This is a genomic window from Caulobacter segnis ATCC 21756 (assembly GCF_000092285.1).
Taxonomy (GTDB): Bacteria; Pseudomonadota; Alphaproteobacteria; order Caulobacterales; family Caulobacteraceae; genus Caulobacter; species Caulobacter segnis.
Genome location: NC_014100.1, coordinates 2,181,567 through 2,200,524, shown reverse-complemented (window position 1 = coordinate 2,200,524; position 18,958 = coordinate 2,181,567). Strand labels below are relative to the sequence as shown.

Annotated in this window: 13 protein-coding genes and 1 pseudogene; 5 read left to right on the top strand and 9 right to left on the bottom strand. The window is 67.5% G+C overall.

Features of this window, described 5'->3' with window-relative positions; all coding sequences use genetic code 11:
* The first annotated feature begins 7 nt into the window (after nucleotides 1-7).
* Nucleotides 8-748 (top strand): FadR/GntR family transcriptional regulator, encoded by a 741-nt coding sequence (locus CSEG_RS10120; protein ID WP_013079138.1) that lies wholly within the window; start codon nucleotides 8-10, stop codon nucleotides 746-748.
* Nucleotides 749-751: 3 nt separating this feature from the next.
* Here CSEG_RS10120 and CSEG_RS10115 read toward each other — a convergent pair whose 3' ends face one another.
* From CSEG_RS10115 to CSEG_RS23300, 7 genes and pseudogenes are all read right to left on the bottom strand, one after another.
* Nucleotides 752-2,311, bottom strand: coding sequence for a glycoside hydrolase family 43 protein (locus tag CSEG_RS10115; RefSeq protein ID WP_013079137.1), 1,560 nt, complete (start codon nucleotides 2,309-2,311; stop codon nucleotides 752-754).
* A gap of 29 nt (nucleotides 2,312-2,340) precedes the next feature.
* Complete coding sequence (locus tag CSEG_RS10110; protein WP_013079136.1) at nucleotides 2,341-4,143, bottom strand: IlvD/Edd family dehydratase; 1,803 nt, start codon at nucleotides 4,141-4,143, stop codon at nucleotides 2,341-2,343.
* A gap of 130 nt (nucleotides 4,144-4,273) precedes the next feature.
* Nucleotides 4,274-6,175: an NPCBM/NEW2 domain-containing protein gene (locus CSEG_RS10105; protein WP_013079135.1), complete on the bottom strand. Its 1,902-nt coding sequence runs from the start codon at nucleotides 6,173-6,175 to the stop codon at nucleotides 4,274-4,276.
* Between the two features lie 31 nt (nucleotides 6,176-6,206).
* The gene (locus CSEG_RS23620) at nucleotides 6,207-6,725 is read right to left on the bottom strand and encodes a hypothetical protein (protein WP_322786030.1); all 519 of its coding nucleotides are present in this window, start codon (nucleotides 6,723-6,725) and stop codon (nucleotides 6,207-6,209) included.
* A 76-nt stretch (nucleotides 6,726-6,801) separates the two neighbouring features.
* Nucleotides 6,802-7,248, bottom strand: a pseudogene (locus CSEG_RS23615) (alpha/beta hydrolase); the annotation flags it as partial.
* Between the two features lie 299 nt (nucleotides 7,249-7,547).
* Complete coding sequence (locus CSEG_RS23305; RefSeq protein ID WP_244264936.1) at nucleotides 7,548-7,718, bottom strand: hypothetical protein; 171 nt, start codon at nucleotides 7,716-7,718, stop codon at nucleotides 7,548-7,550.
* Nucleotides 7,719-7,985: 267 nt separating this feature from the next.
* Nucleotides 7,986-8,399, bottom strand: coding sequence for a hypothetical protein (locus CSEG_RS23300; RefSeq protein ID WP_244264935.1), 414 nt, complete (start codon nucleotides 8,397-8,399; stop codon nucleotides 7,986-7,988).
* A 512-nt stretch (nucleotides 8,400-8,911) separates the two neighbouring features.
* Between CSEG_RS23300 and CSEG_RS23295 the strand changes: the two genes are divergently transcribed.
* The gene (locus CSEG_RS23295; RefSeq protein WP_322786027.1) at nucleotides 8,912-9,616 is read left to right on the top strand and encodes an alpha-L-arabinofuranosidase C-terminal domain-containing protein; all 705 of its coding nucleotides are present in this window, start codon (nucleotides 8,912-8,914) and stop codon (nucleotides 9,614-9,616) included.
* 29 nt (nucleotides 9,617-9,645) lie between these two features.
* On the opposite strand, the gene CSEG_RS10090 is transcribed toward CSEG_RS23295, so the two are convergent.
* On the bottom strand, nucleotides 9,646-10,656 hold the full coding sequence (locus CSEG_RS10090) for a cupin-like domain-containing protein (protein WP_041538269.1): 1,011 nt from the start codon (nucleotides 10,654-10,656) through the stop codon (nucleotides 9,646-9,648).
* A 20-nt stretch (nucleotides 10,657-10,676) separates the two neighbouring features.
* Nucleotides 10,677-11,351 carry a SapC family protein gene (locus tag CSEG_RS10085; protein ID WP_244264934.1) on the bottom strand — a complete coding sequence of 225 codons (675 nt, stop codon included), beginning with the start codon at nucleotides 11,349-11,351 and terminating at the stop codon, nucleotides 10,677-10,679.
* A gap of 380 nt (nucleotides 11,352-11,731) precedes the next feature.
* Here CSEG_RS10085 and CSEG_RS10080 point away from each other — a divergent pair, with 380 nt between their 5' ends.
* The 3 genes from CSEG_RS10080 (at nucleotide 11,732) to CSEG_RS10070 (ending at nucleotide 18,956) form a co-directional block, all read left to right on the top strand.
* Nucleotides 11,732-14,611 carry a TonB-dependent receptor gene (locus tag CSEG_RS10080; RefSeq protein WP_227878906.1) on the top strand — a complete coding sequence of 960 codons (2,880 nt, stop codon included), beginning with the start codon at nucleotides 11,732-11,734 and terminating at the stop codon, nucleotides 14,609-14,611.
* Nucleotides 14,612-14,675: 64 nt separating this feature from the next.
* Entirely contained in the window at nucleotides 14,676-16,220 is a 1,545-nt protein-coding gene (locus CSEG_RS10075) for a tryptophan halogenase family protein (protein WP_013079131.1), read from the top strand.
* 48 nt (nucleotides 16,221-16,268) lie between these two features.
* Nucleotides 16,269-18,956: a glycoside hydrolase family 3 C-terminal domain-containing protein gene (locus tag CSEG_RS10070; RefSeq protein WP_013079130.1), complete on the top strand. Its 2,688-nt coding sequence runs from the start codon at nucleotides 16,269-16,271 to the stop codon at nucleotides 18,954-18,956.
* Nucleotides 18,957-18,958 lie beyond the last annotated feature (2 nt).

Sequence of the window (18,958 nt, the reverse complement as noted above, 5' to 3'; positions counted from 1 at the left end):
CTGACGCATGCCGACCGAAGAGCCTGAGACCAAGTCGATCCCAAAGTCGACGAGAGGCTCTGGTCGGCGTCTGCGCGGCGCGGTCGCGCACTATCTCGGCACGGCCATCGTGTCCGGTCAGATCGCGCCGGGCGAGAAGCTGACGGGCGAGATCGCCAACGCTGAAGCCCTTGACGTGTCGCGCAGCGCCTATCGGGAGGCGGTTCAGGTCCTGACCGCCAAGGGGCTGGTGGAGAGCCGGCCGAAAGCCGGCACGCGGGTGCTTCCGCGCAGCCGCTGGAATGTCCTGGACCCGACCGTTTTGGCCTGGGCCTTCTCCGCCAGCGAGCCGGACGTGAGCTTTGTGCGGGACCTCTTCGAACTGCGATCGGTTGTTGAGCCCGCCGCGGCCCGCTTCGCCGCCGAGCGTCGCGACAAGGACGACATCAAGGCGATGAAGGACGCCCTCGCCGGGATGCGCCGCCACACCTTGGCGACGGAGGCCGGTCGCGCGGCCGACCGGGCCTTCCACGACGCCCTGCTGCGCGCCACGCATAACGACGCGATGATCGCGCTCAGCGCCAGCATCAGCGCCGCGGTCAGTTGGACGACGGAGTTCAAGCAGCGTTCGCGCGCCCTGCCCCGCGACCCGGTGCCCGATCACGCCAAGGTCTGCGACGCCATCGCCGCCGGCGATCCCGAGGCCGCCAGCGCCGCGATGCGGACCCTGGTCGAGCTGGCGCTCGAGGACACCCGCTCGGCGATGTGAGCTTTAGGGCTTGGACAGCGTGAAGCTGTCGACGTCCAGTCGGCCTTCTCCGCCCTTCGGGTTGTAGCAGAACAGCCCGTACTGCTCGCCTTGGAACGTGCCCGTACGCCAGTCATAGGCCAGCGGGAACTCGCCCGGCAGCGCGGTCCAGGCCTTGCCGTCCAGGCTGTAGGCCAGGGCGGACTTGTCGGTGGTGAAGTCCATCTCGACCGATAGCCAGAGGTCCTTCAACGGAACCGAGACGGCCGCGCCGCGCGGTGTCGTGACGGGGCCGGTCTGGGTGCTCTCGATCAGGCGCGCGCCGAGTTCGCCGTGGCCCTGCGCGGTGCGGGTCAAGACGATCTGGCTCGAAAACTTGCCGAACGTGCCAAGGCCGCAGGCGTCCCCGACGGCAAGGCCGCGCGCGTCCACCTTCGCCACGGCGCGGCTCCTAGGCCCCTGCCCTTTCTGGACCAGCGTGTTGCGCGCGCTCCAGAACTCCGGGGCCTGGGTGGCCTTCAGCCGCAGATAGCCGGGACGCGCCTTGAGCGACCAGCGGCGGTCGTCGGGATTGTGGTTCCACTGCCATTGCCGACCCAGCGTCGGCTTGCCGAAGTCGTCGGAGCTGGGCGGCTCGACGAACGGCTTGCCCAAGATCGGCTTGGCGGCGGTCGCGGGGACGCGCCCCGGCGCTTCGGGCGTGCCCCACACCGGCCAGCCGTCCTGCCAGAAGACGGGGCTGATATTGGTCACGCGGCCGATCGCGCCCGCGTCCAGCATGACAAACCCGTACCAGCCGCCGCCGGGCAGATCGACCAGGGCGCCCTGGTGGCCGCCGGTCTTGTCGTCGATCTGGTCGCGGGTCTCCCAAGGTCCGGTCAGCGACCGCGCCCGCGACACCGTCATCCCCAGGCGTCGGGGAATAGAATTGAAGATGTAGTACCAGCCGTCGCGCTTGATCAGCTTCGAGCCTTCGGCGCCCTTGATGTAGTGGATCTTCTGGGCGCTGGTGACGGTGGTCAGGTCATCGTCGAGGGTGAGCAGCGTGATCGTCCCGTCCGACCCGATCGATGTGGCCATATAGGCCTTGCCGTCGTCGTCGATGAACAGCGCCGGGTCGAAGGCCTCGCGATCGAGCTCGTGCATCGTCCAAGGGCCGCGCACGTCGGCCGCCGAATAGATACGCGTCGGGCGCCCCACCGGCGTGACCGCGATGTGGAAGCGGCCCTTGTGATAGCGCAGGCTCGGGGCGTAGACGCCGTGACGATAGTCGCCGCCGTCGGCCAGGTCGTATTTGGGATTGCCGGTCAGCCTCGGCATCACGTGGCCGGCGATGTCCCAGTTCACCAGGTCCTTGGAATGCAGGATCGTCAGGCCCGGCGCGTTCACGAAGGTGGTCGAGGCGAAATAGAAGTCCTCGCCGACCCGGATGATGTCGGGATCGGGATAGTCGGCGTTGAGCGGCGGATTGCGGTAGGTCCCGTCGCCGGCGTCCGAGCGCCAGACCTGAGCCTGAGCCAAGCCGGTCCCCGCGACCAGCGCGAGGGTCGCGGCCAGCATGGCGCGTCCGAAAACCTTGGCCATGCCGGCCTCCCTAAACTCAGTATTGGTGACTAGTGGTTATCCCTGGGCAGGCCCTTGGTCTGGGCGATGCGCTGGTATTTGACGGCGTTTTCGAGGACGGCGCCGGTTTCGAGCTGTCCGACGACGGCGCGCTGGATCTCCTGCCAGGGGGTCTGGCTTTCGGGATAGGGATAGCCGCCGGCGGCCTCCAGGGCCTTGCGCCGCTCGACGATCTCGCTGGGCGGGACCAGCACGTCGACCCGTGACTTGCGCAGGTCAAAGCGCACCTTGTCGCCGGTCTTCAGCAGCGCCAGACCCCCGCCCACGGCCGCCTCGGGCGAGGCGTTGAGGATCGACGGCGAGCCCGAGGTGCCCGACTGGCGGCCATCGCCGATGCAGGGCAGTTGATGGATGCCTTGTTTGATCAGGTAGTCGGGCGCGCGCATGTTCACCACCTCGGCCGCGCCGGGATAGCCCACGGGGCCGGCCCCGCGCATGAACAGGATCGAGTTGGCGGTGATGCCCACCGACGGATCGTCGATCCGGTGGTGATAGTCCTCGGGCCCGTCGAACACGACCGCCACGCCCTCGAAGGCGTCCGGATCGTCGGGGTTGGACAGGTAGCGCTCGCGGAAGGCCTCGGAGATCACGCTGGTCTTCATGATCGCCGAGTTGAAGAGATTGCCGCGCATGACCACGAACCCGGCCCGCTCGACCAGCGGCCGCGAGAACGGACGGATGACGTCCTCGTCCTCGATCTGGACCCCGCGGTACTGCTCGCCGATGGTCTGGCCCGAGACGCATTTGACGTCCTCGTGGATCAGCCCCTGCTCGATCAGCTGGCCGAAGACGGCCGGCACGCCGCCGGCGCGGTAGTAGTCCTCGCCCAGATATTCCCCGGCCGGCTGCAGGTTGACCAGCAGCGGCACGTGCTCGCCCTTGTCCTGCCAGTCGTCGATCGACAGCTCCACGCCGACATGGCGGGCCAGGGCGTTGAGGTGGATCGGGGCGTTGGTCGAGCCGCCGATCGCCGAGTTGACGGCGATGGCGTTGAGGAACGCCTCGCGGGTCAGCACGTCCGAGGGCTTGAGGTCTTCATGCACCATGTCGACGATGCGAAGGCCCGTGCGATAGGCGTTCTCTTGTCGATCTCTATAGGGGGCTGGAATGGCCGCCGAGCCGGGCAGCGACATGCCCAGCGCCTCGGTCAGCGAGTTCATGGTCGTGGCCGTGCCCATGGTGTTGCAATAGCCGGTCGAGGGCGCCGAGCTGGCCACCAGCTTGATGAAGCCGGCGTTGTCGATCTCGCCGGCCGCCAGCAGTTCGCGGGCCTTCCAGACGATGGTGCCAGACCCCGTGCGCTGGCCCTTGTGCCAGCCGTTCAGCATCGGACCGACCGAGAGCGCGATGGCCGGGATGTTGACCGTCGCCGCCGCCATCAAACAAGCCGGCGTGGTCTTGTCGCAGCCGATGGTCAGCACCACCCCGTCCAGCGGATAGCCGTAGAGCAGCTCCACCAAGCCCAGGTACGAGAGATTGCGGTCCAGGCCCGCCGTCGGCCGCTTGCCCGTCTCCTGGATCGGGTGGACCGGGAACTCCAGCACGATACCGCCCGCGCTGCGGATCCCCTCGCGCACCCGCTCGGCCAAGACGAGGTGGTGGCGGTTGCACGGCGACAGATCCGAGCCCGTCTGGGCGATGCCGATGATCGGGCGACCCGACTGCAGCTCTTCCAGCGTCAGGCCAAAGTTCAGATAGCGCTCCAGATAAAGCGCCGTCATGTCAATGTTGTCCGGATTATCAAACCACGCGCGCGAACGAAGCTTGGGGGGAGCGCCAGACGGAGACGACATGGATAGTCCTGCGAAAGTCTAGGACGGCGCGCCGCGTCCGCGCCCGCGACACGGTGGAGACGCTCACGACCGCCATCCTTTGGATGATCTTGTCTGAGTATATGGACGGGCGCGGAGCGTCAATTCGACCTCAGCGCCGCAGCGCGGCGTCTCCCCAGGTGACCGGATCGGCGTTCCCCTGCCCGCTCGTCCGGGCGACCAGTTCGATCAGCCTCACGCCCGAGACATCGACGTCCAGATCCTGCGGCGCCTGACCCCATTTGGCCGGTTTCGAACGCGCCAGCAGCTTGCCGTCGCCATAGACCTGGAAGGTCACCGGACGGGCCTTATCGACGGCCGAGTCGTCGACCCCGACGCTGGCGGTGAAGCGGCGGAAGCCGGTGTTGCGAACCTCCAAACGCGAGTTGGCCAGGACGCCGACGCCCGTGTCGAAGGTTCGCCCCGCGATCGCCAGTTCCTGGTCGAACGGCGTCCGGTCGGCTTGCGCGCCGCCCCAGCCGCCATAGCGCGGCCGCTCGCCAAAGCCCCGCGTTCCGTGCCACGGCAGCGGCGCGCGATGGATCATCGGATCGGCGATCGGCGTGACCACGCCGTCGACGGCGGGGTTCACCGCCCCGGGCTGCTCGGACAGGAAGACCCCATCGGCCAGTCGGCGGGTTCCCTTGGCCCGGAACAGCAGGGTCTGGCGTGGCTCCAGCTTGAACTTGCGCTCGCCCTGGAAGCGGACCTGCTCTCCGGTCCAGAGGTTGGTGAGGTCGATATCGGCCTTGGCCAGGAACTTCAGTTGCTCGGCCGTCAGCACGACCTCGAGCGGCGCGGAGGTGCGGTTGAAGATCGCCGCGGCCTTGTCGCCGCTGGCCAGACTCTTCACGAAGATCGAGACGTCATCGGAGTCGTAGGCCAGCACCGCCTGGTTGCCGGCCGGATCCTGGTTCAGGGCGATGACGTCCTTCGCGCCCAGGATCTCCAGCAGGGCCGGTGTCGTCTGCCTCAGGTCATAGCCGATCAGCAGCGGCGCGTTGACCATCGCCCACAGGGCGAAATGCGACCGCGCCGCCTCGGGGTGGCTAAGATCGAAGTCGCCCTTGCCGACGAACAGCATGTCCGGATCGTTCCACGAACCCGGATGGGCGTAGAGCGCGCGGCGCGAGACGGTGTCGAGGTTGTGCAGCATCCGACCCCAGGTCGGCGAGATGTCCTCGCTGGTCCGCGACATGGCGCCGACGTCCTTGCCCCACGAGCGGACATCGGCCGAGCCCCAGATGCAGAGCGAGAAGACGAAGTCGCCGTCCGGGTTGTGCTTGTCGAGCGCCCGCCCGACCTCCTCGTAGAGCTCGCGCACCTTGACGATATCGGTGCGGCCCAGGGAGTCGATGTCGATGATCGGCTCGAAGGCGCGATACTGGCCGGCCTGGACCCGCTTGTCGCTGGGCGGCAAACCACGCACCCCGCACCCGTCGACCTTGATCAGGTCGAAACCCCATTCGGCGAAATAGAGGGCGATGTCCTGGTCGACGTGGCCGTGGAGCCCGACCTCGCGTTCGGCGACGTTTCCTTCCGGCTGGTTCGGGAAGGTCGAGGTGAACACCTGGCCGCAGCTGTTGCGGCCGATGTCCGAGTAGATGCCCGCCTTCAGGCCCATGCCGTGCAGGCGGTCGGTCAGCGGCCGGAAGCTGGTCGCGCCGTCCGGCGTCGCGGCCGACGGGAAGCGGGCGGCGCGGGCGATCATCCGGCCGTCCGACTCGCGGCGCTTCAGCCACCAGCCGTCGTCGAGGTTCACATAGCGGTAGCCCTTGGCCGCGAGGCCGGTGTCGACCAGGGCCTGGGCCGAGCCCATGACCTTGTCCTCGTCGAGGTCGCTGGTGAAGGCGTTCCAGCTGTTCCAGCCCATCGGCGGAGTCTGGGCCGCGACGCGGCTATAGGCGCTCCAGCGCCCGGTCGCCGCCAGCGGATCGTCAGCCGCGGCGACGCCAGAGGCCGAAGCCAGAAGCATGACCGCCAGGGCCGCGCCCATGTAGGAACGCCGTTTCATACGCATACTCCTCGAGACTTGGTCGTTACGCTCAGCGAGCCTGGAACGACAGGTTCTTGCCGAAGAACGGCAGGACATGATCCTGGAAACGGATCGCCACGTCGCTGGTGTGATCGCCGGGGTAGATCTCGAAGCTGTTGGCCAGGCCGTAGCGGTCGAAGACCTCGTGCAGCTTGGTCGCGTCGTCCTTCAGGCCATCGCGGTCGCCGACGTCCATCGAGATGGCCTTATAGCGACGCAGCGCGCCGATATACTGATCGACGAAGGCCAGCGGCGCGTTGGCCGCCCACTTGGCCAGCACGTCGGTCCGCACCGCGCCGTTCTCCACCGGCAGGTCCAGATAAAGCGGCGGACGCTTCGGGTTCGGCGACCAGGCCGCGGCCGTCGCCAGCTGGGCGCGGAGACCCCAGGGCAGCTTCGTGGTCTCTTCCGGCGTCTTGATCGCGGCCAGGGTCGCGGCGGCTTCCGGATCGACCTTGCCCGGCTCGCGCGGCGACAGGCAGCAGGGGCTCATCATGTAGAGCGCACCGAACACGTCGGTGTGGCGCATGCCGATGCGGCTGGCGCCCGTAGCCGCCCATCGAGTGGCCGACCAGGCCTCGGCTCTCGCGCTTGGCCAGGGTGCGGTAGTGCTGATCGACATAGGCCACCAGATCGCGCGACACGAACGTCTCGAAATCGCCCGTGGTCTGGGAGCTGGAATACATCGAGCCGTTGTGCAGCGTCTTGCTGTCGGGCAGCACGACGATCATCTCGGCGACGCCCTTGCCGAAGGCGCCCTCGACCGTCTGCGGCACGTGGATCTCGCGGCTCCACTGCTCGGCGCCGATCGAATAGCCGTGCAGGGCGTAGACGACCGGATAGCGCTTCTTCGGGTTGGCGGCGTAGCCGGGCGGCAGGACGACCAGCACGTCGCGATCGGCGCTCTCGCCCTCGAGATTGCCCTCGATGGCGACGGAATGGACCTTGATGCGCTGGATCGTCACCGGCTTGGCGCCCGCCACGACGGGCGGCGCCTTGGTGCCGACTTGGGCCAGGACCGCTGCAGGCGTCGCCAGCACGCAGGCCGCCATCATGAGAGCGCCGAGGCGACCGCGCCGCGTCGTCCGTTTTAGGTCGTGCTGGTTACCCGCCGTCATCCCGTCCTCCCTAGCCGCCGCCTGAGCCTTGCTCGGCGATCTCGATGTGAGCGTTACCTTTTGTCCGCTTAAACTAAGCCGCGTCAATCGGCTTTCTGTCGTTCGCATTGGAACGGAAATACCGACGAAGGTCGTAAAACGCGCGTTTTCACGCATAAAACGGACTCGCCCACCAAGCTTCAGCGACCTATGGTTGCTTAAAATAGACAGAGTAATAGGGAGGGTTTGATGCGTCATAGACTGATCGCCAGCGCCTGCATGGTTTGGGCCCTGGCGGGCTCGGCGAGCGCCGCGCCGACGGCTCCGATCAAGGTCGATATCGACGGGACTCGTCGCTCGGCGGCCGTCACCAAGTACGAATACGGCATGTTCATCGAGCCGATCGGCGGCCTCGTAGCCCGCACCCTGTGGGCCGAGCTCCTGGACGACCGCAAGTTCTATTACCCGGTGGTCCCGCAGGCGCGCGATACGCCGCCGCCGCTGAACGCCGAAGGGCGCCCGGGCGTCTCCTACCGGAAGTGGCGGCCCATCGGCGGCGACGACGTCGTCGTGATGGACACCAAGGCGCCTTATGTCGGGGCCCAGAGCCCGGTCGTGACGGTGGACGCCGCCAGCAAGCGAGGCTTCTCGCAGGCCGGCATCGGGCTGGCCAAGGGCAAGCGCTACGACGGCTATGTCCAGATCGCGGGCGATCCGGGCGCAAAGGTCGAGGTCACCCTGGTCTGGGGCCCCGCCCCTAGCGACCGCCAGACAGTCGCCCTCTCCGCGCCGAGCGCCGACTGGAAGCGCGCCGACTTCAGCTTCACCCCCACAGCCGACGCCACGGACGCGCGGCTGGAGATCACCGGCCAGGGCCAAGGCCAGTTCAAGATCGGCGCGGTCTCGCTGATGCCTTCGGACAACATCCGCGGCTGGCGCGCCGACACGACCGCCATCGCCAAGTCGCTGAACTCGGGCTTCTGGCGCCTGCCCGGCGGAAACTTCCTGTCCGATTGGGACTGGCACGGCGCGATCGGCCCGCGCGACAAGCGCGCCCCGATGTTCGACCACGCCTGGAGCGCCATGCAGCCCAACGACATCGGCATGGATGAGTGGCTGGACCTGACGAAGATCATCGACGTCGAGCCCTACATCACCGTCAACGCGGGCCTCGGCGACGCCAATTCCGCGGCCGAGGAAGTCGAGTACATCAACGGCCCGGCGACCAGCACCTGGGGCGCGAAACGCGCCGCCAACGGCCACCCCGAGCCCTATCGCGTGAAGTTCTGGAACATCGGCAACGAGCCCTACGGCTGGTGGCAGATCGGCAAGACCTCGCTCGACTACTACATGATCAAGCACAACCACTTCGCCGCGGCCATGCGGGCGGTGGATCCCAGCATCACCCTCATCGCCTCGGGCGCCATGCCCGACCAGTTGCACCCGCGCGACGTCAAGGAGAACCCTTCGCTGGAGAGCATCGCCCACAAGTTCGGGACCGAGGAGGACTGGACCGGCGGCTTCCTCGCCAAGGCCTGGGGCAATTTCGACGGCATCTCCGAGCACTGGTACGACCGGCCCGAGGAGCGCCCCAACGCGCCCGCCGACATACGAACTGATGGAATGGGCCCGCTCGCCCTCGAACCACGTCCGCATGAAGGCCGAAGAGTGGAAAATCTATCAGTCCCGCTTCCCGGCGATGAAGGACAAGAACATCTTCCTGTCGATGGACGAGTACGCCTATTTCGGCCAGGTCAATCTGAAGTCCTCGCTGGCCTACGCCATGGTGCTGCAGGAGATGCTGCGCCACACCGACTTCCTGACGATGTCAGCCTTCACGACCGGCGCCTCGACCATGGACATCACGCCGACGACCTCGGTGATGAACGCCACGGGCCTGGTGTTCAAGCTGTATGGCGAGCGGTTCGGGGCCGGCGTGACGCCGCTGGCGGTCGACGGCCAGTCGCCCCAGCCCGCGCCGCAATACGTGGTCGGCTCGGCCCATCCGCAGGTGCGCGCGGGCAGCTCCACCTATCCCCTGGACGTGATCGCGGGTGTCAGCCCCGACGGCAAGGCGCTGCGGATCGGGGTGGTCAACGCCACCTTCGACAGCCAGACGGTCGCCCTGAAACTGAAGGCGCTCAAGCCCAAGGCCGCCGGCCGCCAGTGGGTGCTGACGGGCGCTTCGCTGAAGGCCGAGAACAAGGTGGGCCAGCCCGCCGGCGTCACGATCGCCGAGCGCGCCGCCAAGCTCTCGGGCGGTCGCCTGACGGCCGCGCCGACCTCGGTCACGGTGTTCGAGTTCCCGCTCGACGGGCGGTAGACTCCGAGGGCGCCGGCTAGGCCGGCGCCCTACCCGCCTCTTAACGTCCGCATCACGAAGGCGCGGATCCGGCCATAGGCCTCGCCGGCCAGCGAACCCAACGCGCCGCGCTTGTCCTCCGGCAAGTGCGCCAGCGGATGGCCGTCGGGCCGGAAGACATAGTGGTCGAAGAACGCCCGCCACGCCTTGCGCTCGGCCTCGGGCCGCTCGGCCAGGGTGATCATCGCCAGCATCATCGCCGCGTAGGGCGCGTCGGGCCCTGCGGCGAACCCGTCCCACCAGTAGTTGACCAATAGGTTGCGCGGTTCCAGAGCCTCGACCTGGTGCCACCAGAGCTTGGGCAGGTAGAGCCCATCGCCGGGCGCGAGCTCGACGACTAGGGCGCGCGCCTTGGCCGCGGCGAAGCGCGGGTAGCGCGGATCGTCCGGCGCGGCGCCGGCGGCCAGGGCGACAGGCTGACCCGCCATGGTGTGGTCGATCGGACCGACATAGAGGTCGCCGATCGCGTCCGGCGGATAGAGCGTGAAGCGCCGGCGCCCCGCCACCACGCAGGCTAGGTTGTCGAAAGCGTCGTAGTGGCAGGCGACCCGACTGGCGTTGCCCAGCCACAGCCTCGGCCGCGCCGTGGGCGGCAGGAAGCCGACCGGGTTCTCGGCCGCGAAGGCAGGGAAATAGTCGTCTGCCGGCAACGAGCCCAGATAGACGCTGTCCAGGCTGGGATCGGCGGCGGCCGCGTCGATGCGCTGTAGCGCCAGCCCCACCGGCAGCGACTCGCGCTGGAAGTTGAAGCCTTCGAGGTCTTGGCCGTAGTCGTAGCGCCCGGCGATGGCCGGCGCGCCGACGAAGGCCTCGCCCGTCCGGCCAGCGTCCATCCGCGATAGATACGTCGAAAGGCTGGCCCAGCCCGCCGCCGCCTGACGGCTCACGGGCCAATCGCGGCAGACTCCGCGCAGCAGCACCGGCTGGCATGGCGCCATGATCTCGCGGTTGAACGCAGCCGGATCCAGGCCGGCCAGCGTCTCGGCCTCGACGACGCGCACGGGCGTCGCCCCATTCTCCGTCACGCGGCCAACCGGTCGTTGCGCAGCGCCGCCAGACGCGACAACTGTTTCAGCGAGCCGGCCATGGCGTAGGCTAGCTGCAGTTGGCCGGCGCGGAACAGCGCCAGGGCGGCCGCGTCCTCCAGCTCGCCGAGCGAGTCGAGGCTCACCGTGTAGAGCCCGCCGAGGCTGAGGCTTCGACCGTCGTCGAACGACAGGTCGATGTCGATCGGCTCGACAAGCTTGCTCGCCAGCAGCGATTGGATGAAGGCGTCGGTCTCGGCGACGCCGGCTTGCAGGCGGCCCAAGGCCTGCTGGACCCGGCGGGCGGCTTGGGTGGGTTGCCCATCGCCTTCGAACAGCGCCGCGCCCCGACCGCTCGAGAAGCGCGGGTGCGCGGGGTCGACCAGAACCTCGCCCTCGGGCCCGATGAAGAAGCCCTGACGCTCAAGATCCAGCGGTTGGAACAGGCGTGCGCCGCCCTCGGTGGCGTCCAGGAGGTTCTCGCCGGGCTCGAAGCCGAACATGGCGCCCGCGTAGAACTGACCCGTGTCGGCGTTCTTGGTCAGGAAGATCGGACAGACGGCCGCGGCGGCCGCGAACTCCGACGCCACGATCTGGACGAAGTGCGGTCGTCGGCCGGGCAAGTCGCCCAGACGCAGACCCGCGTGGTCGTTGGCATTCAGCTGTTCCAAGTCCGCCAAGGCTTCCTCCCCTCGCCCCTTGTTCCCGGGACGATACCTCAACCCACGATCACACGTGTCGAATTTCGGGGCAATAATAACACCGACAAAATATCCGTTGATACCGCTACCTTTGCGCGTTACCGTCCTCACATAACAACAATATTCAGGGAGGACTAAGATGCGCCAGGATCGCACAAGGCTGCCTAAACCCCCTCTCTGACAAGGAAATTCGAGACGCTAACGCGATCTCGGATCACCCGGCGCTGCATCGCCGGCAAAGAGCCATCCATAACCTCAGGAGGGGAAACATGAGAGGGACTAGTCTTAGTAACCTGAGTAAAATCAGGCGGAGCGGCGCATCCAAGGTTGCGCTGGCCAGCGCGTCCAGCTTGCTGGCGCTGACGGTCTTCGGCGTCGCGCACGCGGCCGATCGGGCGTCGGACGAAGCCATCGCCACGGCGTCGGCGCTTAGCGCTCCGGCGGATGCTGGCCAGACTTCCGAGCAAAAGCCGTCAGACTCGGCCGTCGTCGAGGAAGTCATCGTCACAGGTCTGCGCGGCTCCCTGCAGCGCAACCTCGACATCAAGCGCTCTTCCCCAGGCGTCGTCGACGCCATCTCGGCCGAGGACATCGGCAAGTTCCCGGACGCCAACGTCGCCGCCTCGCTGCAGCGCCTTCCGGGCGTCTCGATCCAGCGTTCCGGTTCACGCGGAGAGCCTCAGGGCATCACCGTCCGCGGCTTTGGCGGCGACTTCAACGAAACCCTCTATGACGGCCGCCGGATCTCGACGGCCACGGGCGGCCGCTCGGTGGACTTCAGCACCGTCGGCGCGGACTTCGTGGGCGGGCTCAGCGTCTACAAGACGCCGGACGTCACGCTGTCGAGCAGCTCGATCGGCGCGACGGTCAACGTCGCCTTCCCCAAGCCCTTCGACAAGCCGGGACGCCGAATCGCGGTCACCGCGTCGGGCTCGCTGCAGGATGACGCCGGAAAGATCGTGCCCACCGTCGGCGCGCTGTTCAGCGACACCTTCGCCGACAACAAGTTCGGCATCCTGGTCGATGGCATGTACACGCGCCACGACACCCAGACCAACCGCGTCTATGTCAGCGGTTGGCCGGGCGGCTACTACAGGCCTTGCCAGCTGACGGCCGCCTGCACGGCCCAGCAATTGGAGTCGCAGAGCAAGACGGTTCTGGGCTGGTTCGAGCAACAGGCCGGCGCCAGCCAAATCTATACCAAGGACGAACGCATCGACGGCCGCATCGCCCTCCAATGGGCGCCGGTCGACGGGGTCACCGTCACCCTGGATGACAACTATTCGCGCCAGAGCATCCGGGCCGACAACTTCGGCTACGGCATCTGGTTCAACCAGGACGGCCTGCGCAACGTCAAGCTTGACCCGAACGGCACCACGGTCGACTTCACCCAGGCCGGATCACAGACCGACTTCACGGCCGGCACGGACCGTTCGGTGCTGCGGACCAATCAGACGGGCCTGAACGTCAAATGGGAGGTGTCCGAGAACCTGAGCTTCGAGGGCGACGCCAGCTACGCCAAGAGCTGGCTCAACCCGGGGGGCGAGGTGACCAGCGACGGCGCCGACGTCGGCTACGGCTTCGGCATCGGCCCGTCCTTGGGCATCAGCATCAACGGCGGCAGCAAGAACACCCTGCCGGTCTTGCACGACTACGGCCCCAACGGCGATGGCTCGCGGTGGGCCGACACTTCGGTGATCGGTTCGCACGTGGTCGTGCGTCAGGCGCAGCAGAACACCGATGTCGTCAAGCAACTACGGTTCACCGGCGCCTGGGAGCAGGACGGCTTCAGGATCAAGGCCGGCGGCACCTATCTGGAGGATCGCTTCCAGTTCCAGCAGAAGAACACCTTCGTTAATAACTTCTGGCAGGCCTATCCGGGCTACGGCCCGGCGTCCGGTCCGAACGGCGGCGTCATGGTTCCGGCCAGCCTGTTCACCGAGCGTGTGAGCACCAAGAACTTCATCCCGGGCTTCGACGGCGCCCTGCCGCCGTACCTGCTGAAGTTCGACGCCCACGCCTATCAGGCGTTCCTGAGCGGCCTGGGCAATCCGCAGACCAAGAACATCCCCGGCTTCAACTATGGCGGGGGCGGCGTCGGAACCCAGTTCACCGGCGCTTTCGACATGGCGCTGGATAACGGCAGCATCCGGGACATCACCGAAAAGACCTGGGCGCTGTTCGTGAAAGCCAACTTCGACGTCGACGTGGCCGGCATGCCTTTCCACTTCAACGCCGGCGTGCGTGAGGAGAACACCCACGTCACCTCGGCGGGCTTCGGCCAGGTGCCAACGGCGATCACGCGCAGCACTGGCGACCCCACGCTGCTGACAGTGACGCTGAGCGATCCCCAGGCGGTCTCGACCAAGAGCAACTATTCGTACCTGCTCCCCAGCGTCGACATGAAGCTGGAGCTGACCGAGAGCATCCATCTGCGCCTGGACGCCTCGCGGACCCTGACCCGTCCTGGCCTGAACCTGCTGACGCCCGTCGCCAGCGTGGGCACGGGCCAGCGGGTCGGAGCCCTGACGGCCAGCGGCGGCAGCCCCTCGCTGAAGCCCTATCTGGCCGACAACTTCGACGCGGCGGTGGAGTGGTACTACAAGCCGAACTCGTACGCGGCGGTGAACGTCTTCATCAAGGACGTCAGCAACTTCATCGTCGGCGGCACCACGCGTCAGACCATCAACGGGGTCATCGACCCGAGCACCGGCCAGCCGGCGATCTTCGCCGTGACCCAGCAGGTGAACGGGCCGGAAGCCACCGTGCGCGGTGTCGAGTTTGCCTGGCAGCACGTGTTCGGCGACAGCGGCTTTGGTTTCAACGCCAACGCCACGTTCGTCGACACCAACAAGCCCTACGATCCGAAGGACATCTCCCAGAGCGGCTTCGCGATCACCGGCTTGGCCAACTCCGCCAACCTCGTGGCCTTCTATGACAAGAACGGCTTCGAGGCGCGGGTGGCGGTCAACTACCGCGAGGAGTACCTGCGCGGCTTCGGTCAGAACCAGAACACCGGCGCCTTCGGCTCGGAACCGACGTTCGAAAATCCGAACCTGCAGGTCGACTTCTCGACCAGCTACGCCCTGACCAAGCAGATCAACCTGTTCTTCGAGGCGCTCAATCTCACCAACGAGACGCAGAGCACCCACGGACGGTTCGACAACCAACTGCTGGACGTCTTCGCGTACGGACGCCGTTACACGGCGGGCGCGCGCTTCCGCTTCTAGTTGCACTCCCCCTGGCTGGGAGCGTCAATGGCGCTCCCAGCCGTTCTTTTTCAGCGTTTGATCCATGGTCAGTCCGGTCAAGAACATCGTCATCGTCGGCGGCGGCACCGCCGGCTGGCTCACCGCGGGCGTGATCGCCGCCAAGCACAAGGCGAGACAGGCCTCTGGCTTCACCGTCACCCTGGTGGAGTCGCCCAACACCCCGATCATCGGCGTCGGCGAAGGCACCTGGCCGACCCTGCGCACGACCCTGGCCAAGATCGGCGTCTCCGAAACCGACTTCTTCCGCGAGTGCGACGCGGCCTTCAAGCAAGGCGCCAAGTTCGCCCGCTGGACCACCGGCGCCGAGGACGACGCCTATTACCACCCGCTGGTTCTGCCGCAGGGCTTCTCGCAGGTGAACCTGGCCCCGCACTGGCTGGCGAGCGGCGGCGATGTCAGCTTCTGCGACGCGGTCTGCCCGCAAGGCGTGCTCTGCGATGAAGGCCTGGCCCCCAAGACCATCACCGCCGCCCCGTACCAGGGCGCGGCCAACTACGCCTACCACCTGGACGCGGGTAAGTTCGCGCCGTTCCTGCAGCGCCACTGCACCGAGAAACTGGGCGTCCGCCATGTGCTGGCAGACGTGCGCAGCGTATCCCTGGCCGAGGACGGCGACATTCGCGCCATCGTCACCGAGCAGGCCGGCGAGATCGAGGGCGACCTCTTCGTCGACTGCACCGGCTTTCGCTCGCTGCTGCTGGGCGAGGCCCTCGGCGTGCCCTTCAAGGACTGCGGCGACGTCCTGTTCTGCGACACCGCCCTGGCCATCCAGATCCCCTACGAGAACGAGAACAGCCCGATCTCGACCCACACCATCTCGACGGCCCAGTCGGCCGGCTGGATCTGGGACATCGGCCTGCCCACCCGGCGCGGCGTCGGCCACGTCTTCTCCAGCCGCCACATCTCCGACGACGACGCCGAGCGCGAGTTGCGCGCCTATATCGGTCCGGCGTGTCGCGACCTGCCGGTGCGCAAGATCGCCATCCGCTCGGGCCACCGCGAGATCTTCTGGAAGCGCAACTGCGTCGCTGTGGGCCTGGCCGCCGGCTTCCTGGAGCCGCTCGAGGCCTCGGCTATCGTCCTGATCGAACTTTCGGCCAAGCTGATCGCCGAGCAGATGCCCGCCTGCCGCGAGGTGATGGACGTCATCGCCGGCCGTTTCAACGCCACCACCCAATACCGCTGGGGCCGGATCATCGACTTTCTGAAGCTGCACTATGTGCTGAGCCAACGCAGCGACACCGCCTTTTGGCGCGACAACCGCGACCCGGACACCATTCCCGAGCGCCTCGCCGATCTGCTGCGCCTCTGGCGTCACCAGCCGCCGTGGCTCCACGAGGAGTTCGACCGCGTCGAGGAGGTCTTCCCGGCCGCCAGCTACCAGTACGTGCTCTATGGCATGGGGTTCAGGACCGAGGTCGAGCGCGAGGCGCTGGCCGACGAAGCGGCGCTGGCCCAGCGCGCCCTCCGCGAGAACGCGCTGCAGACCGAGCGCCTGCGCGCCACCCTGCCCCGGCATCGCGACCTGATCCGCAAGATCGTCGAACACGGCCTCCAGCCAGTCTGAGCGCCTTCGGTCGCTATCCGTTCAAGTTTTCAGTTCGAGGGAAAATTCATGTCTAGGTCTTCGCGGCGCCGTTTGGGCGCGAGCACGGCGCTGTGCCTCAGCCTGGTCCTGGGTCTGGCGCCGGTCGCGCAGGCCCAGACAACCTCGCCGACCCGCCAGATGGCCGACCAGATGGCCGCCGACCTAGTCGCCAAGATGACGACCGAGGAGAAGCTGGACCAGCTGCTCAACACCGCTCCGGCGATCCCGCGACTGGGCGTCCCCGCCTACAACTGGTGGACGGAGTCGCTGCACGGCGCGCTGGGCTCGCTGCCGACGACCAACTTCCCCGAGCCGGTCGGCCTGGCGGCCACCTTCGACACAGACCTGGTCAAGGACGTCGGTGGCGCGATCGGCGCAGAGGTGCGTGGGCTGCACACCCTGGCGCGCGCGACCGGCCGCATGGGCCGCATCGGCACGGCGCTCAACACCTGGTCCCCCAATATCAACATCTTCCGCGATCCGCGCTGGGGCCGAGGTCAGGAAACCTATGGCGAGGACCCGCATCTGGCCGCCCGCATGGGCGTGGCGTTCGTCGAGGGCGTCCAGGGGCCTGACCCCGACCTTCCGCAGGTGATCGCGACGCCCAAGCATTACGCCGTGCACAGCGGGCCGGAATCGACGCGTCACCACGCCAATGTCTACGTCTCGCGCCGCGATCTCGAGGACACCTACCTGCCGGCCTTCCGCGCCGCGATCGTCGAGGCCAAGGCCGGCTCGATCATGTGCGCCTACAACCGCATCGACGGCCAGCCGGCCTGCGCCAGTGACATGCTGCTGAAGGACTACTTGCGGACGGCGTGGAAGTTCGACGGTTACGTCGTCTCCGACTGCGACGCGGTCAAGGACATCAACGACAATCACAAATACGCGCCAGACGCCGCCACCGCCGTGGCGGCCGCCGTGCGCGCGGGTGTCGACAACGAGTGCAACGGCGCGACCCTGACCGACACGGCGGGTCTCTCGAACCGCTATCGTGACGCGCTCCAGCAGGGCCTGATCACGATCGGAGACGTCGACCAGGCCCTGGTGCGGCTCTATTCCGCCCGACTGCGCGTCGGCGACCTGCCGGGCGTGCGCCCCGTCGACACCGCGCCCAAGGCGCCGAGCGCCGTGATGACGCCAGAGCACGAAGCCCTGGCCCTGGCCGCCAGCGAGAAGAGCCTCGTTCTGCTGAAGAACGACGGCCTGCTGCCGCTGAAGCCTGGCCTGCGCGTCGCGGTGATCGGTCCGCTGGGCGACGCCACCCGCGTGCTGCGCGGCAACTATTCCTCGGCCCTGTCGGCGCCGCCGATCTCGGTGGTCGAGGGCCTGCGCCGCGCCCTGCCCGGCGCCAAGGTGGCCTACGCGCCGTTCGGCCCGTCCTACACCGACGGCGACAAGGTCCCGACGACGGCCCTGCGAACGTCGGACGGCAAGCCGGGCCTGCTGGCGCGCTACTACAACCCGACCGAGACGCCGCCCAAGCGCTTCGAGCCGGGGACCTTCGGCGACATTGTCTCCAAGATGCGCTTCGCCGACCAGCCGGTCGTGACGCGCGTCGAGGCCAATGTCGCCGCCCGCAGCCTCGATTTGCCGGCCGTGCTCGACCACCATCGCGTGGTCTGGACCGGCTTCCTGGTCCCGCCGGAAACCGGGACCTATCGCCTGGGTCTGACCGGCTTCAACGGCGAGATGAAACTGGACGGCAAGCCGTTCGCGGACCTCAAGAAATCGGGCTGGGGCAGCCTGCCGACGATGAAGACCATCAAGCTGGAGAAGGGACGCCGCTACGCGATCGAGGTGATGTCAGAGGCCCACGCGCTCTCCGGCGTCGATCTCGTCTGGAAGCGCGTCGCGACGGACCCGACCGCCGAGCTGAAGGCGGCCGCGGCCCAGGCCGACGTGCTGGTCGCCGTGGTCGGCCTGACCTCCGACCTCGAGGCCGAGGAGTCGCCGGTCGAGATCCCGGGCTTCAAGGGCGGCGACAAGACCACGCTCGACATTCCCGCCGACCAGCAGGCGCTGCTGGAGCAGGCCAAGGCGCTGGGCAAGCCGCTGGTCGTGGTGGCCATGAACGGTAGTCCGCTGAACCTCTCCTGGGCCAAGGACAACGCCGCGGCGATCCTGGAGGCCTGGTATCCGGGCCAGTCCGGGGGCCTGGCCATCGCCAACGTCCTGACCGGCAAGACCAACCCCTCGGGCCGCCTGCCGCTGACCTTCTACAAGTCGGTGGAAGACCTGCCGCCGTTCGGCGACTACCGCATGGATGGAAGGACCTATCGCTACTTCACCGGCCAGCCGGTCTATCCGTTCGGCTACGGCCTCAGCTACACGCGGTTCGACTACGCGCCGCTGAAGGTCGAACCGATCAAGGGCGACGCCGGCCAGGGCCTGCGCGTGACGACCACGGTCCGCAACGTTGGTCAGCGCGCCGGCGACGAGGTGGCTCAGCTCTATCTGAACTTCCCCAATTCACCCGGCGCGCCGCGCGTCGCCCTGCGTGGCTTCCAGCGCGTCAGCCTCAAGCCCGGCGAGGCCAAGTCGGTGACCTTCTCGCTGTCGTCGCGCGACTTGAGCTCGGTCGATCCGGACGGCGTGCGCCAGGTCATGACCGGGCGCTATAAGGTCAGCGTCGGCGCCGGCCAGCCCGACACCGGCGTCCCCGGCCGCTCGGCCGAGTTCGCGGTCGCCAAGGCCGTGGCCCTGCCGAAGTAGGA